Consider the following 19,801-nt stretch of genomic DNA (forward strand, 5'->3'; position numbering starts at 1 on the left):
GGCCGACCCACCGCCGACATCGGCCGGAGGGCCGGCCTCCTACCGAACGGGCACCCATCGACACCCCCCTTGTAGGAGGCGAGCCCCCTCGCCGACCAGGCCCAACCGGTGCCCCGACGGCCGGGGCCGGCCTACCGCCGACATCGGCCAGGGGGCTGGCCTCCTACGGGCGGGTTTCGCCGTCGACGTCCCGGACCTCCTCATCCAGGGACTGCAGCCGCCGCGTGGTGGCCAGCGGGGAGGTCGTGCCGCGGGCGATCAGGTAGTAGGTGGCCGGAATGACGAACAGGGTGAACACGGTGGCGAACAGCACGCCGGAGAACACCGCGACCCCGATCACGAAACGGGTCTCCTCGCCCGGGCCGGAGGCCAGGATCAGCGGGATGGAACCGGCCACGGTGGTCAGTGCGGTCATCAGCACCGGGCGCAAGCGCAGGCGTCCGGCCTCGATCACGGCATCGCGGAACTCACGCCCGCGATCGCGCAGCTGGTTGGCGAACTCCACGATCAGGATGCCGTTCTTCGCCGCCAGCCCGATCAGCATCACGATCCCGATCTGGCTGTAGATGTTCAGCGTCTGCCCGGTCAGGCTGAGCCCCAGCAAGGCGCCCACCACCGCCAGGGGCACCGTGAGCATGATCACGAACGGGTGCACGAAGCTCTCGAACTGGGCCGCCAGCACCAGGAACACCACCAGCAGCGCCAGCGCGAACACGAACAGGATCGCCTCCGAGCCCTCGCGCAGGTCCAGCGACTCGCCCTTGTAGTCGATGCGGGCCTCGTCCGGCAGCACCCGTTCCGCCGCCGCGTCGAGGATGTCCAGCGCCTCGCCCAGCGTCAGCTCGCCGCCCACGCCGCCCTGCAGGGTCACTGCCCGGCCGCGGTTGTAGCGCGACAGCGACGCCGGCCCGGCACGCTCCTCGTAGCGCACCACGCTGGACAGCGGCACCAGCTCGCCGGACTCGGCACGCAGATGGATGTTGTCGATGGCCTCGGTGGTGCGCCGCTGATCGGTCAGCCCCTCCAGAATCACGTCGTATTCCTCACCGCGGTCCTGCCAGCGGGTCACCGCCCGGCCACCCAGCAGGATGTCCAGCGTGCGGCCGATGTCGCGCATGGAGATGCCCAGGTCCCCGGCGCGGTCGCGGTCCACCGACACGCTCAGCTGCGGCTGGGTCGGCTCGTAGTCCAGACGCAGGTTGCGCAGGCCGTCCACGTCACGCACCTCGTCCAGCACCGCGTTGCCCCATTCTTCCAGGGTCTCGAAGTCGGGCCCGGAGATCACGAACTGTACGGGTGGCCCGGGCGCACCGGTGCTGAGTCCCTGGCGCATCACCGCGCGCGCCTGCACGCCCGGCATCTCGCCGATGCTGTCCTCGATCCAGTTCATCACCTCGCGCCCGGAAGGTTCGCGGTCCTCCCAGTGCTCGAGGATCGCGATGACGAAGCCGTCGTTGACCGTCTCCACCCCGCCGAACCCGCGCGGGGTACGCACCAGCGCGCGCCGGATCGGCCCGCCTTCCTCGCTCATCAGCGGCTGCAGACGCTCTTCCACCTCGGCCATCTGCCGGCTCATGTAGTCGAAGCTGGCGCCCTCGGGGCCGTCCACCATCACGAAGAACGCGCCGCGATCTTCCTCCGGCGCGAATTCTTCGGGGAGGCTGTCGAACAGGTACCAGGCCCCGGCCAGCACCCCGCCCAGCAGCGGGACCACCAGCCAGGACACGCGCAGCCCGCCGGAGAGCAGCTTCCCGTAGCCGGCCTCGATAGCGCCAAATACCCGGCCCACCATGCGCGCCGCGCCGGTCTCGTCGTCGCCCTTGTGCATCAGGCGCCCGGAGAGCACCGGCGCCAGGGTCAGCGCCACGATGCTGGAGAACACCACGGCGATCGCCATCGCGATCGCGAACTCGGCGAACAGCCGCCCGACCATGCCGTCGAGGAAGGCCAGCGGCACGAACACCGCCACCAGCACCGAGGTGGTGGCGACGATCGCGAAACCGACCTGACGTGCGCCGCGCCAGGCGGCCAGCAGCCCGGGCTCGCCGCGCTCGATGCGCCGATGGATGTTCTCCAGCATGACGATGGCATCGTCCACCACCAGGCCCACCGCCAGCACCAGCGCGAGCAGGGTCAGCAGGTTTACCGAGAAGCCGAACAGGTTGATGCCGATGAAGGCCGCGGTCAGGGCCACCGGCACGGTCACCGCCGGGATCAGCGTGGCGCGCCAGCTGCCGAGGAACAGGTAGATCACCGCGACCACCGCCAGGGTCGCGACGCCCAGGGTCACGTAGACCTCCTGCAACGCCCCCTCGATGAACACCGATTCGTCGTAGGTGGGGACCAGCGAGGTCCCCTCCGGCAGGCTGCCTTCCAGGTCGGCAGCCAGTGCCTTCACCGCACTGGCGACCTCCAGCACGTTGGCGTTGGACTGGCGGATAATCCCCAGCCCGATCATGTCCTCGCCGTTGCCGCGGAACTCGGTGCGCTCGGTGTCGGCGCCGATGTTCACCGCCGCCACGTCGCCCAGGCGTACCAGCTGACCGTCCGCGCCGCGGCGCAGGACCAGGTTCTCGAAGTCTTCCGGCGTGCGATAGCTGCGTTCCACGCGTATGCGGAATTCGCGCTCGTCGGAATCCAGCCGCCCGGCCGGCAGTTCCACGTTCTCGCGCTCCAGCGCGTCCTGGATCTCGAGCACGGTCAGGTCGCGCGCCGCCAGCGCCTCGCGGTCGATCCACACGCGCATGGCGTAGCTGCGTGCACCGCCCAGACGCACCAGTGCCACGCCGTCCACCACCGACAGGCGGTCGACCAGATTGCGCTCGGCATAGTCCGCCAGCTCCAGCGCGTTCATGCGATCGCTGGAGAGGTTGAGCCAGAGTATGGGGGAGGAATCCGAATCCGCCTTGGTGATGCGCGGCGGTTCGACCTCGTCGGGCAGGTTGCGCTGCGCCCGGCTGACCGCCTCGCGCACGTCGTTGGCGGCGGCGTCGATGTCGCGGTCCAGACCGAATTCGATGGTGATGCGCGAGCGCCCGTCGTCGCTGGAGGACTCCATGTAGCGGATACCCTCCACGCCGGCGATGCGGTCCTCCAGGCGCTGGGTCACCTCGCGCTCGATGATCTCCGCGCTGCCGCCGGGATAGTTGGTGTCCACCGTGACCACCGGCGGGTCGACGTCGGGGTATTCGCGCAGCGGCAGCTGATCCCAGGCAATCAGACCGAAGGTCACCAGCAGCAGGTTGAAGACGATCGCCAGGACCGGCCGGCGATTGGCGACATCGGAGATGATCATCCGTCGTCTCCGGAGTCCAGCACGCGCACGGTCATGCCGTCACGCACCCGCGAAACGCCCTCGGAAACCACCGTGTCGCCGGGTTCGACGCCGTCCAGCACCTCCACCCATCCGGGCGCGCGGCGACCGATGCGGATCCGGTCGCGACTGACCGTATCATCCTCCTGCAGGCGGAAGACGAAGTGCTGGTCGGCGGTCTGCACCACCGCGCCCTCGGGCACCGCCGGCGCCTGCTGCGGGTCCAGCGCCAGGCGCACCGTGGCCAACATGCCCGGGCGCAGGCGTTGTTCCGGGTTGTCGGCCACCGCGCGCACGTTCAGGGTGCGCGTGGCCGCGTCGATACGGTTGCTCAGTGCGGTCACGTCGGCCGCGAAATCGCCGACCGCGCTGTGCCCGGTGACCGGCATGCCCAGTTCGATGGCCCCGGCAAAGCGCTCCGGCACCGGGAAGTCCAGGCGCACCGTGCGGATGTCATCCAGTTCCACCAGCGCGGTGTCCGGCGTGACCATGGCCCCGGGGCTCACCTCGCGCAGGCCCAGGGTGCCGGTGAAGGGCGCGCGGATGGTGCGGTCCTCGACCTGCGCCGTGGCCGCGGCCAGCGCGGCCCGGGCCTCGGCCAGCCGCGAGGCCTGCTGGTCGACCTCCTGGCGGGTCACGATGCCGTCCTCCACCCGGTCGCGCACCCGCGCCAGCTCGCGGCTGGCCTCCTCGACCCTCACGCGAGCCTCGTCGCGGCGCGCGCGCTCCTCCTCCGCGCGCAGCTCCACCAGAACATCGCCCGCCTCGACGCGATCACCGTCCTCGAACTCCAGTGATTCCACCCGTGCGGTCACCGGCGCACGCACCGTGACCGACTCGCGCGCGGCGACCGTACCCAGCGCCTCGATCACGGTTTCGAACTCGCGCGGCGCCACTTCGCTGATGCGCACGGGCGTGCGCTCGTCACGCTCGCCGGAGGCCGGCAGGGTCGCGCGCGCGGCCCCGGCATCGTCCTGCTGCTGCAGCCACCACGCCCCGCCCGCCGCCAGGGCGAGGACCAGGATGCCGCCGATGATCCCGCTTGCCTTCACCAATGGACTCCTTTCATCACGCCACCCGCGGGGCAGGGCCGCCCGGCAGGCAGGTGCCTGTACATGACCAACCGACCCGGTTCATTCGCCCGGGTTCCGCAGGTCCCCGGGAAGTGCGCCCAGCGGCCGCCCGTGCGCGGCGTCGAGATCGATGACCGGCCCCTTCGGCACGATCCCCGACGGGTTCAGCATCGGATGCGAACCGTAATAGTGCGCCTTGATGTGGTCCATGCGCACGGTATCGGCCACGCCCGGGCGCTGGTAGAGCATGCGCAGATAGGCCGACAGCGCCGGGAAGTCGCTCAGACGCTGGCGGTTGCACTTGAAGTGGCTGTAGTACACCGGATCGAAACGCACCAGCGTGGTGAACAGTCGCCAGTCGGCCTCGGTGAGACGGTCACCGACCAGGAAGGGTTCACGCGCGAGGCGTTCCTCCAGCCAGTCGAGGGTCTCGAACAGGCGGTCGAAGGCGGCATCATAGGCCTGCTGGGTGGTCGCGAAGCCGCAGCGATAGACCCCGTTGTTCACGTTCTCGTACACCCGGTCGTTGACCGTGTGGATCTCCTCGCGCAGGTCTTCCGGATAGAAATCCAGGGTGTTGCCGGTGATGTGATCGAAGGCACTGTTGAACATGCGCACCAGATCCAGCGACTCGTTGTTCGCGATGCGGTCGCGCTCGGTGTCGAACAGCACCGGCACGGTCACGATGCCGGTGTAGTGCGGATCGGTGCGGGTGTAGAGCTCGTGCATGTAACGAGAGCCGTGCACCCGGTCCCCGGTGCAGCCGTCGCAGTCATCGAACGACCAGCCGGCATCGCCCATGTAGTGGTGCACCACCGACAGCCCGATATGCGGCTCCAGCCCCTTGAGCCGGCGCAGGATCAGCGCGCGATGGGCCCACGGGCAGGCATACGACACGTACAGGTGATAGCGCCCGGATTCGGCCGGGTAGCCGCCCTCGCCCAGCGGGCCGGGGCTGCCGTCGGCGGTCACGTAGTTGCGGTACTGCTGATCCTGGCGCACGAACTCGCCGTTCTCGTCGGATTCCTCCTCCAGCCAGCCTTCGCGCAGCTCGCCGTTGATCAGCAGACTCATGGCCATTCCTCCGGATGATTCGTCCGGATGATGATCCCATCGATGCAATCGAATGAAAATCGCGGATTTTCGCGAAAATCCGACGACAAAAACGAACGGTATCGACCCTCCTCGCCGGAATCACTCGCCACTCCGGCCGGCGGCCTCCAGCAGGGCGCCGGAGAAGTCCGGCATGCCGAGATCGGGCATCCATCCCAGCGCCTCCAGCAGGGTCCACAGGCCGATCAGCAGGAACAGCGCCGCGGCGAACCAGCGCAGCGTGCGCACCGGCATGCGCTCGGCAAAGCGCCGCCCCAGCAGCAGCCCGGGCACGGTGATCAGCAGGATCCCCAGGGTCGCACCCAGCACCACCGGCACCAGGCTGCCGGAGGCCCCGGCCAGGGCGACCACGGCCAGCTGGGTCTTGTCCGCCATCTCGAACAGGAAGAAGGTGGTCGCAGCGGTGAAGAACAGACTGCGGGCGCAGGGGTTCTCCGGCACCCCGTCCTCGTCGTCCTCCGGGATCAGCACCCAGACCGCCATGGCCAGGAACGCGATCGCGACCAGCCACAGGTGCCAGTCGGCGTCGATCACCGAGAACAGCCACACCCCGGCCACGGCCGACACCAGCTGATTGGCGAACAGCCCGGCAGCCATGCCCCAGAACACCGGCCACAGGCGGTTGCAGCGCAGGCCGAACAGCGCGGCGAGGAACATCGACCGGTCGCCGATCTCGGCCACGGCCACGGCGAAGACGGAAAGGAGAAAGAGTTCCATGACGGGCGATCCGGGCCGGGCGGGCGATGACCGGTGGCATCGACCCCCGCCGCCCGGCCACGAGCACGCCCGCCGCCGTTACGGCGGGCCGGAGATCCATGCCACAGGTCTCGTCGGGCCGGGATGCGGCTGACTGCGCCACGGCCCGTGCGGGCCAATGATGTTGACGCAGGCCCCCGTCACGCGAGGACGGGGTGACTACTCCCCTGAGCAGGTGCAGAGTCTATTCACGGCCTCGCGCCCTGTCCAGAAACCGCGCTGCCCGGTTCAACGGTAGAGGCGGACCTCCTGACGCCGGCCTTCCACGCCACGGTTGGCGCAGAACGCCTGCTCCTCGCCGTCAGCGTAGCGCACCTCCATGTTGAAGCCGGCCGCCGGGGGGTGATTGAGCGCCACGTCGCGGCGCTCGCCCGGCCGGATACGACCTTCGCGCATCTCCGTCAGGCTCTGACCGTGGCTGAAACTGAAATGGATCGCCTCGATCATCTCGTCAGTGTCGTTGTGGACCGTGACCAGCAGCATGCCCTCCGGGACCTCCGGCTCGGTGAACAGGTGCATCGCCAGCCCCCCGACGACCAGACCGACCAGGAACAGCAGGGTGGCCGGGGCGCGCAGGAAATCGATCACGCGGTCACTCAGCTCGCGCGGATCCTCCTCCTCCGGGTTCTTGCTCATGCCGGCCTCCCTCTCTAATATCAGCCACCTCTAATATACCGGCGGAGGCGAAAGAAGAGAACCGGCACCCCCCGGCCCGGTGACCGGAGCGGCACATTCCGGTATTTTTCGCCCCTTCATCCAGCAAGTTCGATCCAGCAAGGCGGTCCGCACGTGGGAAGCGACGAACGCAATCTGCAGGCTCTGGTGGTGCGACTGGCGGAACGGCTCCCCGCCGGCAGCCTGCATGGCCGCATCGGCCTGGAGAAGGAAACCCTGCGTGTCGGCGCGGACGGCGCGCCGGCGCGCACGCCGCATCCTCCGGCACTGGGTTCGGCCCTGACCCATCCGTACATCACCACCGACTACTCCGAGGCCCTGCTGGAGTTCGTGACCCCGCCGTTCGACGACGTGCGCGAGACCCTCGGCTTCCTCCACGACCTGCAGGCGTTCGCCGCGGCCAGCGTGGGCGACGAGATCCTGTGGTCCACCTCCATGCCCTGCGTAACCGCCGACGACTCGGCGATCCCCGTGGCCGACTACGGACCCTCCAATGCCGGGCGCATGAAGACCGTCTATCGCCTGGGGCTGGGTCATCGTTACGGGCGCAAGATGCAGGTGATCGCCGGGGTGCATTTCAACTACTCCCCGCGCGAGGAGTTCTGGCCGGCGCTGGCCGAGGTGCTGGGCGAGACCGACACCCGCGAGTTCCGCGACGCGCGCATGATGGGGATGATCCGCAACCTGCTGCGCTTTGGCTGGATGGTACCGTATCTGTTCGGCGCCTCGCCGGCGGTCTGCAACTCGTTTCTCGAGGGACACGGCACCACGCTGGAGGACTTCGACGACGACACCAGCTACCTGCCGCATGCCACCAGCCTGCGCATGGGCGACATCGGCTACACCAACCGCAAGGAGGCGGATACCGGCATCAAGGCGGACTACAACTCGCTGGCCGGGTACGTCGATTCGCTGCGCTGCGCGATCAACACCCCCAGCCCGGAATGGGAGGCGCTGGGGGTCAAGGTCGACGGCGAATACCGCCAGCTGAACGCCAACATCCTGCAGATCGAGAACGAGTACTACTCCACCGTACGCCCGAAGCAGCCGCTGGAGCGCTTCGAAAAGCCCACCGACGCGCTGGAGGCCCGCGGGATCGAGTACGTGGAACTGCGTTCAGTGGACATCAACGCCCAGCACCCGCTCGGCGTGGACGAGACCCAGCTGCGCTTTCTCGAGACCTTCGCCCTCGCCTGCCTGCTGCAGCCCAGCCCCGCGTTCGGCCCGGGCGAGCTGGACGCGATCGACAGCAATCTGCTGCAGGTCGCGCACTATGGCCGGCGCCCCGGACTGGAACTCCAGCGTCCGCAGGGCGATACCGCGCTGACAGACTGGGCGCGCGAACTCCTGGCGCTGATGCGCCCGGTGGCCGCCGTGCTCGACCAGGACCGTCCGGGCGACCCCTATCGCCGCGCCCTCAGCGAGCAGTGGGGCAAGGTCGAGCAGGCCGACCTGACCCCGTCGGCGCGCATGCTGGAGGACATGATGGCGCGCGAGGAGGGGTTCCACGTGCACGCCCGGCGCCTGTCGGCCCAGCACCGCGAGGCGTTCCGCTCCAACGGGCCGCTGCCGCGCGCCGACATGCTGGAGGCCCTCGCGCGCCAGAGCCTGGCCGAACAGGCCGAGATCGAGGCCGCCGACACCCTGGACTTCGATACCTTCCTGCAGCGCTATTTCGACGGCACCCTGCGCCACGCCTGACCGGCGGTTAGAATGCCCCGGCGCGGCCAGGCGTGCCTGAGCCGAACCACACCCCTCGCGACCGGGAGCCTGTCGATGGCCGAATCCGACGACCGCCGCCTGTCCACCCGCTGCGTCCACGCCGGCGAGATCGGCGATGCCCATGGCAGCGCACTGACGCCGATCTACCCGACGACCACCTTCAAGTACCGCTCCACCGCGGCCATTCTGGACGTGGTGGAGGGCCGCACCAGCGGGAGCCTGTACACCCGCTACGGCATGAATCCGACCATCCGCAGCGTGGAATCCAAGCTCGCCAGCCTCGAAGGAGCCGAGGCCGCGCTGGTATTCAGTTCGGGCATGGCGGCGGAGACCGCGCTGTTCCTGGCCCTGGGCCGCGAGGGGGTCGTCTGCATCGGCGATGCCTACGGCGGGACCATGGAACTGCTCTCGGAGCAGCTGCCGCAACTCGGCATCCGCACGCAGTTCCTGCTGGGCGACGAGCTCGACCGTCTGGACGCCTGCCTGGAACAGGGTGCCGGACTGGTGTTCCTGGAGACCCCGACCAATCCGGCGCTGGAGGTGTTTCCGATCGGCAAGATCGCCGAGCGGGCGCACGCCCATGGCGCGCTGCTCGCGGTCGACAACACCTTTGCCTCACCGGTGAACCAGAACCCGCTGGCACTGGGGGCGGACCTGGTCAGCCACAGCGCCACCAAGTACCTTGGCGGGCATTCCGACCTGACCGCCGGGGCCCTGATGGGCTCGGCGGAGCACATCGCGACCGTGGCCGGGTGGCGCAAGAACCTGGGTTCCACACCCGCCCCGGAGACCTGCGCGCAGCTGGCCCGCAGCCTGCACACGCTGGTGGTACGGGTCCGCCATCAGAACGCCGCGGCCCGGGCCATCGCCGAGGCAATGCAGAGCCACCCACGGGTCACCCGCGTGCGCTACCCCGGCCTGCCGGAGGATCCCGGGCATGCGCTCGCGCGCGAACAGATGTACGGCTTCGGCGGCATGCTCACCCTCGAACTGGACGCCGACACCGAGGGCACCAGCGCGGTGGTCGACCGCCTGCGCCTGTTCGCCATCGCCCCCAGTCTGGGCGGCACCGAAAGCTTGGTGACCCAGCCGGTCACCACCACCCATCACGGCGTGTCACCGGAGGAACGCGAACGCCGCGGGATCACCGGTTCGATGGTGCGCCTGTCGGTCGGCCTGGAAGACCCGCAGGACCTGATCGACGACCTCTGCCAGGCCCTGGGGTAACCGCAGGCCGAACCCCGCGCTTTCCCGTGCACTTCCCGGGGGGCGCTTTGCAGCGCGCGCGGGTTCTGGCAGTTTGGTCATTCATCCCTTCGGATCCGCATCCATCGTGAACCTGCCCCTGCCCCGACGCCTGGGAGACTGGCTGCGCAGCCTGGGCCGCCCGCCCCGGGCGGGCGACGGGCGGCGCGTGACCCTGGCGGACACCGAATGGACCGACCTGCGCCGACGGGTCCCGTTTATCCGCACCCTGAACTCGGCGGAGGCCGAACGCCTGCGTGAACGCATCGAGGGCCTGCTGGGCAGCAAGGAGTTCGTCGGGATCGACCACGAACCGGAACCCTGGCAATGCCACGTGATCGCCGCCTACGCCGCCCTGCCGGTGCTGGAACTGGGGCTCGAACCCTACCGCGACTGGCATACCGTGCTGATCTACCCCGACACCTTCGTGCCCGATCACGAATGGGTGGACGAGGACGGCATCGTGCACCGAGGGGCAATGCCCCAGGCCGGCGAGGCCTGGGAGCGGGGACCGGTGATCCTGTCGTGGAATGACGTCCTCGAGCACGGCGCGGTGGTGGTGCACGAGGTGACACATATCCTGGACGGCGGCAACGGCGACGTGAACGGCTTCCCGCCGCTGCCGCGCGACCGCGACCCGGCCGCCTGGACCGCCGCCTTCAGCGAGGCCTGGGAATGGTTCAACGCCCGGGTCGACGCCCCGGGCGTGTCCGAGGACGACCTGCCGCTGGATCCCTATGCCGCCACCGCGCCCGAGGAATTCCTCGCGGTGGCCGCCGAGGCCTTCTTCTTCGAGCCTGACCGCCTGCGGCGGGATCTGCCCGCGGTCTACGAGGAAATGGCGGGTTACTTCCGCCAGCAGCCCCATCGCCGCGCGGCGGCGGTCGCGACATCCATCCCCGAACCGAGACCGACATGATGCCCCGATCCATGAAACACCCCGTCCCCCGCACCGGACTCCCGGCCCTGATGCTGCTCGTATTGCTGGCGCTCGCGACCGGCCCGGCCACCGCGGAAGACGGCGATTCGCGCTACGTAACCCTGGACAGCCTGGTGGTCAACCTCGAGGACCCCGGCGCGGCCCGTTACCTGCAGACGAACATCCAGCTGGAGACCGCCTCACAGGAAGACGCGGACCGGGTGCGCGACCACATGCCCGCGGTCCGCGACCGGCTGATCCACGTCATGGGCGGACGCGGCCCTGCTGAGGTACGCCGCAGTGACGGCCGCGAGGCGCTGCGCGACGAAGCGGTGGAGGAGCTGCGCGAGCTCATGGAAGAGCTTGCCGGCGCCCCGCTGATCGACGCCCTGTACTTCTCCAACTTCATCATCCAGTAGGAGGCCAGCCCCCTGGCCGATTTCGGCGCCGGACCTCATCGGCCGGAGGGCCGGCCTCCTACCGAACGGGCACCCATCCACACCCCCGTAGGAGGCCAGCCCCCTGGCCGATCCGGCACCAGCCCCCAAGACCCCATCGGCCGGAGGGCCGGCCTCCTACGGCCATGATCCGGCCCACCGCGCAGGAGGCCAGCCCCCTGGCCGATCCGACGCCAGACCCCATCGGCCGGAGGGCCGGCCTCCTGCGGCCATGTCCCACCCCGCCATGTAGGAGGCCAGCCCCCTGGCCGATCCGGCGCCGGACAACCCCGGCCTCGTTCAATGCGGGCGATGCAGAAACGGCATGTCGCCGCGGTCGGTCATGTGCCGGATCAGCGACACGCGACCCGGCTCTTCCTTTTCCAGCTCGTCCGCGCATTCCGAGGGCTGGTGCGTGACCTCGGACAGCAGGACCTCGAGTTCGCGCAGATCCACCTTCGGCCGCTGCAGGTCCTCGGGCTTCGGGTTCTCGACCTGATTCGTCTCCCAGAACATCCGCGGATGCCACATGTGGTTCTGCGCGTCCGGGTGATGGAAGAGTTCGACACAACGACGATTCAGTTCCTGTGCGTTCATCGCATGACTCCTCGTTTCGTTGCACTCACCCGTTTATATAGACCCGAAAATTTCCGAGTTCAAGGGTCGGCCTTTTACTTCTCCGCCGGGGAGCCTCCGGCATCGGGGCGTGCCGCTTCCAGGGCCTCCATGGCCTCCATCCATTCCCCTTCGTGGTCCTCCAGCCGGCGACGCAGCTCGCCCTGCTCGCGCGTCAGCGCCGCCAGGCGGTCCGCGGCCTCGGCATCACCGGTGTACAGCTCGCCGTCAGCCAGTTCGGCCTCGATCGCGTCCAGCCGCTCCTGCAGGCGCGCGCACTCCGCCTCGGCGCGGTCGGCCCGCTGCTGCAGGGGCTTGAGGGCCTCGCGGGCCCGCGCCGCCTCGCGCCGGCGATCCTTCTGCGACACCACCGGGCCGGCCCCGGCATCCTCTCCGGAAGCCGCCGCCGCACCCCCCGGCCCGGCCGGTTCCGGTCCCGGTTCGTCCCCGCTCCGACGCTCCTGGAGTTCACGCGCATAGTCGTCGAGATCGCCGTCGAATTCGCTCAGATGACCGTCCTCCACCCGCCAGAAGCGGTCGCAGACCCGGGCCAGGAGCTCGCGGTCATGCGCCACCACCACCAGTCCCCCGGCGTAGGCCTCCAGCGCCTCGCCCAGCGCCTCGCGCATGTCCAGGTCCAGGTGGTTGGTGGGTTCGTCGAGCAGCAGCAGCGATGGCGCCTGCCACATCAGCTGTGCCAGCACCAGGCGTACGCGCTCGCCCCCGGAGCACTCGCCCACCGGACGGTCGGCCCGCTCGCCGGCGAACCCCAGCCCACCGAGGAAATTGCGCAGGTCCTGTTCCGCAGCGCGCGGATCCTGCCGCTGCAGATGCGCCAGCGGCGAGGCCGCCAGGTCCAGCTGCTCGCGCTGATGCTGGGCGAAATAGCCGATGCGCAGGTCCGGTGCCGGCTGCCGTTCGCCGGTATCCGGCTCCAGCTCGCCGGCCAGCAGGGCCAGCAGCGTCGATTTTCCGGCACCGTTGGGACCGAGGATCCCGACCCGGTCCTCCGGGCGCAACCGCAGGCTGGCCGGATGCAGACGCCGCGACTCGCCATGGCCCACGGTCGCGTGGTCCAGGGCCAGCAGGGGGTCGGGCAGCCGCTGCGGCGACGGGATATGCAGGTGCACCGGGCGCGCCGCCCGGATCACCGCGACGTCCTCCAGCGCCTCCAGCCGCTTGAGCCGGCTCTGGGCCTGACGCGCCTTGCTGGCCTTGGCACGGAAACGCCGCACAAACTGCTCCAGATGGGCGCGTTCCGCGGCCACCTTCGCCGCGGCCGCCTCGCTCTGCGCCATGGCCTCGGCGCGCCGGGCCTCGGCCTGGGTGTAACCGCCGCTGTACAGGGTCAGGGCGCCGCGTTCGATATGGGCGATATGCGTGACCACGGCGTCGAGGAAACGCCGGTCGTGGGCGATCACGATCACGGTGCCGGGGTAACGTGCCAGCCAGCCTTCCAGCCAGACGATGGTCTCCACGTCCAGGTGGTTGGTGGGTTCGTCCAGCAGCAGCAGGTCGGAGCGAGTCATCAGGGTCCGTGCCAGCCCCAGGCGCATGCGCCAGCCGCCGGAGAAATCCGACATCGGCCGGTCGCCGTCCGCGTCGGAAAACCCGAGCCCGGCCAGCAGGCGCCGGGCGCGGGCCTCGGCGGTCCAGCCGTCGATCGCATCCAGGCGCGCGTACAGCCGCGCCTGTTCCGCCCCGTCGTGTTCTTCCTCGAGGCGCCGCTGCAACTCGCGCAGTTCGGCGTCACCGTCCAGCACGTACTCCACCGCCGGGCGCGCGCTGCCCGGGACCTCCTGCGGCAGATGCGCGACCACCCAGTCGTCCGGCTGCTCGATGGACCCGGCATCCAGTGACAGTTCTCCCTGCAGCGCGGCCAGCAGACTGGACTTGCCGGAACCGTTCGCGCCGGTCAGGCCGACCCGCCAGCCGGGGTGCACGGTGAGTTCCGCCCCCTGCAGCAGGATCTGGCGTCCGCGTCGCAGTTCGACGTTGTGCATGCGGATCATGGCGGCGCTTCTCCCACGGTGGCCTGTACGGTGCGGCAGCATAGGGAAACGCCGATCGATGTGCACGTGGCGTGCCGCCACCCTGGGTGGCGTCGAAATCCTGCCGCTTTTTGCCGGTCGACCCGGCGGTTTTTTCCGGCCCGACCGACAAAAGTGCCTGCAACCCGACACCCCGCCCTTCTCGACTGGCAAAAAACACAAGGAAACAGAAACTTGCAAACCTGGCACGGTTCTCGCTTCTGCTTCGGCCAGGAATCATCGATCACCGCGAGGCAGCCATGAACAGCGACAACAACGCCACCAATCTGCGCCTGATCTCCAGTAACGGCGGGGGACCGCAGCGCAACGCGCCGCTGGACGCCCTGGGGTTCGTCCAGACGGTAACCGCCACGCTGGAGCTGGGCGCGGTGATCGACCGTATCAACGAGCATCTGGCCGGCCACCTGGAGCACAGCGGCTGGATCTATACCACCGACGACGGCGAGATCCGTGAAGGCGGAGAAGCGGACCGCCATCGGATCGAATACGCCCTCAGCTACAACGGCACCGACCTCGGCTCCCTGGTGCTGATGCGTGGCCGGCGCTTCGACGACCAGGAACAGGCCCTGGTGGAATCCATCCTCGGCCTGGCGGCCCCGGCCCTGCACAACGCCTGGCGCTTTCGCCGCCTGCGGGCCAACCTGGAACGCGACGAGCTGACCGGCCTGGGCAATCGGCGGGCCTTCGAGATCCAGGGCGAGCAGTGGCTGGCCGACTGTCTGCGCCAGGAGCGCCCGATGTCGCTGCTGGCGGTGGATCTGGACCACTTCAAGCAGCTCAACGACCGCTTCGGTCACACCGTCGGCGACGAGGTCCTGCGCGAAGTGGCCCGCGCGCTGCGCGAAGCCACCCGTCAGTCGGACCTGAGCATACGCATGGGCGGCGAGGAGTTCCTGGTGCTGCTGCCGGGGGCGGACCTGCGTGCCGGCATGGACTGCGCCGAACGGATCCGGCAGGCGATCGGAGGCGTGCGGGTCTGCGCGCGTGGCGAGGAGGACGCCGCCGTCGAAAGCGACGGGGTGGCCGCCGTCACCGCCTCCATCGGCGTGGCCGCGCTGGGCCGCCACACGACCCTGCAAGGCCTCTATCAGACGGCTGACGAGGCCCTTTACGCGGCCAAGACCTCGGGACGCGACCGGGTGCTGGCCCGACACTGACGGACCGGCAGCGGGTCAGCCGTCGCCGTCTCCCGGCCGGATGAAGTCCACGCAGGTCAGCGGGGTCTGCAGGATCGCCTGACGCAGGGCCTCCACCGCTTCCGGCCGCGGGAAGCGGCTGCGCCAGGCCAGCGCCACGCGGCGCGACGGCACGGGTTCTTCGAAACGCCGGACCGCCAGCAGCCGCTGAGCGTAGCGATCGGCCCCGGCGGCGGTGCACGGCAGGATGGTCACGCCCATCCCCGAGGCGACCATGTGGCGGATGGTCTCCAGCGAGGAGCCCTCCAGGTTGCTCGGGGTGCTGCCGTCCGCGGTGACGGTTTTTTGACACTCCGGGCAGCGTTCCAGCACCTGATCGCGGAAGCAGTGTCCCGCACCCAGCAGCAGCAGGGTTTCCTGCGCCATCGCCTGCAGTTCGACCGTCTCCCGCTCCGCCAGCGGATGACTCCCCGGCAGAACGCCGACGAACGGCTCGTCGTACAGCGGCAGGGTCACGATCCCCGGCTCCTCGAACGGCAGCGACACGATGATGACGTCCAGGTCGCCCTGCTTGAGTCGTTCGCGCAGCCGGCTGGTGTAGTTCTCCTCGATCACCAGCGGCATCTGCGGGGCCTGCGCGTGCAGCACCGGGATCAGCTCCGGCAGCAGGTAGGGCGCGATGGTGTAGATCGCCCCGAGGCGCAGCGGGCCCACCAGCGGATCCTGGCTCTGCGCCGCCACGTTGCGCAGCTGCTCCACCTCGGAAAGCACCTGGCGCGCCTGAGCGATCACCCGCTCGCCGGCCGGCGTCACGCTGATCTCGCCGTGGCCGCGTTCGAACAGCATCACGCCCAGTTCGTCCTCCAGCTTGCGCACCGCCACCGACAGCGACGGCTGCGACACGTGACAGGCCTCCGCCGCCCGGCCGAAATGCCGCGCATCGGCCACGGCCACCGCGTAGCGCAACTCACTCAGGGTCATGACTGCCGCCTCCGACTTCATCCACCGTTCGCCCGCCTTCGGGCCAGTCCAGGGTGATACGCTCCAGCGCCGCCCCGCGCAGGATCAGCCAGCCCCGCCGCCGTTCCACGCCGTCGCCGGCAAACTCGAACACGTATTCGCGCCGCAGCACGGGATTGCCCCGATGACGCACCGGCCGCAGCCGTCGCCGCACCACGCTGCTATCGAGAAACTGTACGCCGGCGCGGTCGCATGCCTGCCGCGCGATATGCCGCGCGCGCTCGTGCGCCCGCCAGTTGGCGTTCAGGTAGGCCACCAGCGCGGCCAGGGCTAACAGGATCAACACACCGGTCATGGATCGGTATGATACGCATACTGACACCGCAAACGCCCGCCGATCCGCCGGATGTGCCGCCATCCCCGGGTCCCGGCGCCGCACAGACGAGGCCCGGCCCCGTCCAGGAAACCGCATGAACGGCAACAGCATCCCTTTCTCCGCCCTTCTGGAAGGCCTGCGGACCATCGGTCGGGAAGAGCTCCTGCCGCGTTTCGCCAGCGGCACACGGGTGGACTACAAGGCGGACGGATCGGTGATCACCCCGGCCGACCATGCCGCGGATGCCGCGGTGCGCCGTCTGTTGCGGGACTGCGGCATCGACGAACCGGTCCTCAGCGAGGAACAGGACGAACCGGAACAGCAGCGCGTCCTCGACGAGGCCCCGGCATTCTGGCTGCTGGACCCCCTGGACGGCACCAACAATTTCGCCACTGGGCTGCCGTTTTTCGCCATCTCCCTGGCACGCATCGAGGGCCAGCGGGTAACCCACGGGGCCACCCTCGACCCGGTGCGCGGCGAACTGTTTTCCGTCACGGAGGACGGCCCGCTGCTGCTGGACGGCAGCGAGCCGGACACCGCCGCCACCGCTCCACCCGAAATCCGGCGCTGCATCGCCCTGGTCGACTACAAGCGCGTTCCCCGCACCCTGGGACGGGCGCTGCTGGACGCGGCCCCGTTCGCTTCGCAGCGCAACCTCGGCGCCTGCGCCCTGGAATGGGCATGGCTGGCGGCCGGGCGTGCGGATCTGTACCTGCACGGCGGCCAGGCGCTGTGGGACAGCACCGCCGGCACCCTGATGCTGGAACGTGCGGGCGGCGCGATGGCGGACCTGTCCGGCGCACCGGTATTCCGCCGCGATCTGGCCCGCCGCCCGGCGATCGCGGCCCGCACCCCGCAGCTGCAGGCCGTCTGGCATGCCTGGATCACCGAACAACTGGACCCGCCCGGCTCCGGAGCGTCGGCATGATGCGGCTGTTCCGTCGCGGGGGGCCACCGGAACAGCGGCGCCCCGCGGATTTCACGCCCCGCTATCTGCCGATCGCCTGGAAGATCGTCGCGGTGATCGCCGGGCTCACCCTGACCGGGATCGGCGTGCTGGCGTGGGTGATCCTCAGCCAGGTCAGCACGGTGCTGAACAACCAGATCCAGGCCCAGGCCGAACTGACCGTCGCCCCGGTGGCCCGCACCTCGGGTGAACTGATCCTCGCCGAAGATCACCTCACGCTGGAGACCCTTCTCAACTCGCTGGTCGAGGACGGTCGGGTCGAGCACATCGCCGCCTACGCCATCGACCGCGGCCGGGTCGCCGAGGCCGGGTCTCCGCCGGCCGACGACGCCGACGGGGTCTGGCCGCTGACGGCCGGGGCCGAACCCTACCGGCAGGAAGTGCGATTCCAGGACGTCCAGGTCGGCTACATCGAGGCCCGGATCGACTCGGCACCGATGCAGGAACTGATGCGCAACACCATCAATGCGGGCGTCATCACCGCCGCGATCGTGTTCCTGCTGAGCCTGATCCTCGCCATCGACATCTCCAAGCGCCTGGTGCGCCCGCTGGAACGCCTGGCGGAATCCATGCGCGAACGCATGCAGCCCGGACCGGACGACCAGGACGACCCGCGGGTGGTGCTGCGGCGCGACGAGATCACCCAGCTGACCGAGGCGTTCAACACCATGGCCCACGACCTGCTGCGCAAGGATCAGGTCGAGGCCGCGCTGCGGCGCTATGTCTCCACCGGAGTGGCCGAGGACATCCTCGACAACCTGGACCGCGTGGAGCTGGGCGGCCGCGCGGTCGAGGGCTCGGTGCTGTTCGCCGACATCACCGGCTACACCGCGCTGTCCCAGCAGTGCACCCCGGAGGCACTCGGACGCATGCTCAACGAGTTCTTCGGCCCCATGACCGAGTGCATCGCGGAGCACGGCGGCACGGTGGACAAGTACATGGGAGACTGCACAATGGCGGTCTTCGGCGCGGCCCGGCCCGACCCCGACCACCGCATCACCGCCCTGCGTACCGGCCTGGCGCTGCTGGACACCATCGCCGGCATCAATGCGGAGCGCGAAGCACGCGGCGAACGGCGGGTGGAATTCCGCATCGGCCTGTATGCCGGCGAGATGCTGGCAGGCAACATGGGGGCCCGGGAACGCATGCAGTTCACGGTGGTGGGCGAGACGGTCAATCTGGCCGCCCGCCTGGTGACCATCGCGCCCCCCGGGGGCCTCGTCACCACTCGCGATTTCATGGAGCATCCTCACATGAGCCAGCACAACACCGGGAAGCTGGTGCAGGAAGACCTCGGCCAGCATGCCCTCCACGGCCTGAGCGAGCCGGTCGACGTGGTGCGGGTGCACCCCTCGCGGACCACGGCATGATTCGACGCCGGATCCGTTACACCCTGCTCGCGGTGCTGCTGGCGCTCGCCACGCTGCACGGCTGCGCCCTGCTGGAACCGCTCCAGGACCCCGACACGCGCGTCGATCGGCTGGTGGCCGAAGGCGAATATCGCGCGGCACTGGAAACCCTCGACGCGCTGCCCGACGAGGAGCGGGCAGCGCGCAAAGACCGTCGCGAGACCATCGAGGCCCGCGCGGCCGAGGCCGCCGAGAACGCCCTGCGCGAGGCCGGGAACCAGGCGGCCGAAGGTGCCGTGGGGCGGGCCCTGGACATCCTTGAGGAGGCCGATGCCCGACTGCCGGCCAGCGAGGAACGCCAGCGCCGCATCGCCGAGCTGGAACGTGACCGCCGCACCGGTCTCAGCGCCCTGGAGCGCCGCCACCGAGTGATGGAGGCGCAGGCCCTGGCCGAACGCCTGCGACTGCTGGACATCATGCAGCCGCTGGCGCGTGACGACGACACCCTGCCCGAAAACATCGACGATCTGCGCCGCCGTGGCGCCCGCCTCGCCGCCGAGCTCGACCGCGATGCCCGCGACGCCGCCCCCGAGACCGCACTGGAGCGTCTGCGACTGGCGCGCGAACTCGAACCCGACCCGGAACGCGACCGGCGCATCGCCGAGCTGGAAGCCGAGCTCCGGCCGGACCCCGAACCAGTGAATCAGGAAGACAGCACGGCGCTGCTGGATGCACTGGAACGCGCGCTGCACGAGGAAGACCTGATCGCGGCCCGGCAGCATTGCCGCAACATCGCCACCGACCGCCTGGGTGACAGCGCTCGCGACCGCCACGATGCCCTGTGCGAGCGCTGGGAAGAACAACGCGACGCACACACGGCCGAGCTGCTGGAACAGGGCAGCGCGCATTACGCCGCCGGCCGCATTCACGACGCCCTGGACACCTGGGAACGCGCCCTGGAACTCGATCCCGAACACGCCGGGCTGCGCAGCGCCCGTGAACGCGGCCGGCGCGTGCTGGAGCGTCTGGACTCCCTGCGCGGCCCGGCGGACGGGCCGGAGACCCCGGGTGAGCCGTTGCGGCCCGCCCCGTGA

Annotated in this window: 17 protein-coding genes; 8 read left to right on the forward strand and 9 right to left on the reverse strand. The window is 69.6% G+C overall.

The genetic code is table 11. The features are described from left to right. Positions 1–163: 163 nt before the first annotated feature. From F787_RS0110840 to F787_RS0110860, 5 genes are all read right to left on the reverse strand, one after another. Positions 164–3,295 (reverse strand): efflux RND transporter permease subunit, encoded by a 3,132-nt coding sequence (locus tag F787_RS0110840; RefSeq protein ID WP_028492177.1) that lies wholly within the window; start codon positions 3,293–3,295, stop codon positions 164–166. Next, complete coding sequence (locus F787_RS0110845) at positions 3,292–4,365, reverse strand: efflux RND transporter periplasmic adaptor subunit (protein WP_028492178.1); 1,074 nt, start codon at positions 4,363–4,365, stop codon at positions 3,292–3,294. The genes F787_RS0110840 and F787_RS0110845 overlap by 4 nt, the downstream gene beginning before the upstream one ends. An 81-nt stretch (positions 4,366–4,446) precedes the next feature. After that, positions 4,447–5,460 carry a glutathione S-transferase family protein gene (locus F787_RS0110850; protein WP_028492179.1) on the reverse strand — a complete coding sequence of 338 codons (1,014 nt, stop codon included), beginning with the start codon at positions 5,458–5,460 and terminating at the stop codon, positions 4,447–4,449. A gap of 120 nt (positions 5,461–5,580) precedes the next feature. After that, positions 5,581–6,216 carry a TMEM165/GDT1 family protein gene (locus tag F787_RS0110855; RefSeq protein WP_018869137.1) on the reverse strand — a complete coding sequence of 212 codons (636 nt, stop codon included), beginning with the start codon at positions 6,214–6,216 and terminating at the stop codon, positions 5,581–5,583. Between the two features lie 267 nt (positions 6,217–6,483). Beyond that, positions 6,484–6,891: a hypothetical protein gene (locus F787_RS0110860; protein WP_019021630.1), complete on the reverse strand. Its 408-nt coding sequence runs from the start codon at positions 6,889–6,891 to the stop codon at positions 6,484–6,486. A 153-nt stretch (positions 6,892–7,044) separates the two neighbouring features. Here F787_RS0110860 and gshA point away from each other — a divergent pair, with 153 nt between their 5' ends. From gshA to fliL, 4 genes are all read left to right on the forward strand, one after another. Next, positions 7,045–8,631: a glutamate--cysteine ligase gene (gene gshA, locus F787_RS0110865; RefSeq protein WP_028492180.1), complete on the forward strand. Its 1,587-nt coding sequence runs from the start codon at positions 7,045–7,047 to the stop codon at positions 8,629–8,631. 75 nt (positions 8,632–8,706) lie between these two features. Further along, entirely contained in the window at positions 8,707–9,879 is a 1,173-nt protein-coding gene (locus tag F787_RS0110870) for a PLP-dependent aspartate aminotransferase family protein (protein WP_028492181.1), read from the forward strand. Positions 9,880–9,985: 106 nt separating this feature from the next. Then, positions 9,986–10,816 (forward strand): zinc-dependent peptidase, encoded by an 831-nt coding sequence (locus tag F787_RS0110875; RefSeq protein ID WP_019570179.1) that lies wholly within the window; start codon positions 9,986–9,988, stop codon positions 10,814–10,816. Then, complete coding sequence (fliL, locus tag F787_RS0110880) at positions 10,813–11,235, forward strand: flagellar basal body-associated protein FliL (RefSeq protein ID WP_042805898.1); 423 nt, start codon at positions 10,813–10,815, stop codon at positions 11,233–11,235. The genes F787_RS0110875 and fliL overlap by 4 nt, the downstream gene beginning before the upstream one ends. 318 nt (positions 11,236–11,553) lie before the next feature. On the opposite strand, the gene F787_RS0110885 is transcribed toward fliL, so the two are convergent. Both F787_RS0110885 and F787_RS0110890 read right to left on the reverse strand, forming a co-directional pair. Further along, positions 11,554–11,850, reverse strand: a complete 297-nt coding sequence (locus tag F787_RS0110885) for a hypothetical protein (RefSeq protein ID WP_018869131.1) — start codon at positions 11,848–11,850, stop codon at positions 11,554–11,556. Positions 11,851–11,924: 74 nt separating this feature from the next. Continuing rightward, positions 11,925–13,880 carry an ABC-F family ATP-binding cassette domain-containing protein gene (locus F787_RS0110890; RefSeq protein ID WP_028492183.1) on the reverse strand — a complete coding sequence of 652 codons (1,956 nt, stop codon included), beginning with the start codon at positions 13,878–13,880 and terminating at the stop codon, positions 11,925–11,927. Positions 13,881–14,158: 278 nt separating this feature from the next. On the opposite strand from F787_RS0110890, the gene F787_RS0110895 reads away from it, so the two are divergent. Beyond that, positions 14,159–15,076: a GGDEF domain-containing protein gene (locus F787_RS0110895; RefSeq protein WP_028492184.1), complete on the forward strand. Its 918-nt coding sequence runs from the start codon at positions 14,159–14,161 to the stop codon at positions 15,074–15,076. A gap of 15 nt (positions 15,077–15,091) precedes the next feature. Here F787_RS0110895 and F787_RS0110900 read toward each other — a convergent pair whose 3' ends face one another. Continuing rightward, positions 15,092–16,036 carry a hydrogen peroxide-inducible genes activator gene (locus F787_RS0110900; protein WP_019021624.1) on the reverse strand — a complete coding sequence of 315 codons (945 nt, stop codon included), beginning with the start codon at positions 16,034–16,036 and terminating at the stop codon, positions 15,092–15,094. Next, a complete protein-coding gene (locus tag F787_RS0110905) occupies positions 16,023–16,370 on the reverse strand; it encodes a DUF3301 domain-containing protein (protein WP_018869127.1) in 348 nt (115 codons plus the stop codon). The genes F787_RS0110900 and F787_RS0110905 overlap by 14 nt, the downstream gene beginning before the upstream one ends. 115 nt (positions 16,371–16,485) lie before the next feature. Here F787_RS0110905 and F787_RS0110910 point away from each other — a divergent pair, with 115 nt between their 5' ends. From F787_RS0110910 to F787_RS0110920, 3 genes are read left to right on the forward strand one after another with little or no spacing between them, the layout of a single operon-like run. After that, entirely contained in the window at positions 16,486–17,319 is an 834-nt protein-coding gene (locus F787_RS0110910) for an inositol monophosphatase family protein (protein WP_028492185.1), read from the forward strand. Beyond that, on the forward strand, positions 17,316–18,728 hold the full coding sequence (locus tag F787_RS0110915; RefSeq protein WP_019021622.1) for an adenylate/guanylate cyclase domain-containing protein: 1,413 nt from the start codon (positions 17,316–17,318) through the stop codon (positions 18,726–18,728). Before F787_RS0110910 ends, F787_RS0110915 begins: the two co-directional genes overlap by 4 nt. Then, a complete protein-coding gene (locus tag F787_RS0110920; RefSeq protein WP_028492186.1) occupies positions 18,725–19,801 on the forward strand; it encodes a tetratricopeptide repeat protein in 1,077 nt (358 codons plus the stop codon). Before F787_RS0110915 ends, F787_RS0110920 begins: the two co-directional genes overlap by 4 nt.

Origin of the sequence: Thioalkalivibrio sp. ALE19, assembly GCF_000428605.1 — a bacterium.
Lineage (GTDB): Bacteria > Pseudomonadota > Gammaproteobacteria > Ectothiorhodospirales > Ectothiorhodospiraceae > Thioalkalivibrio.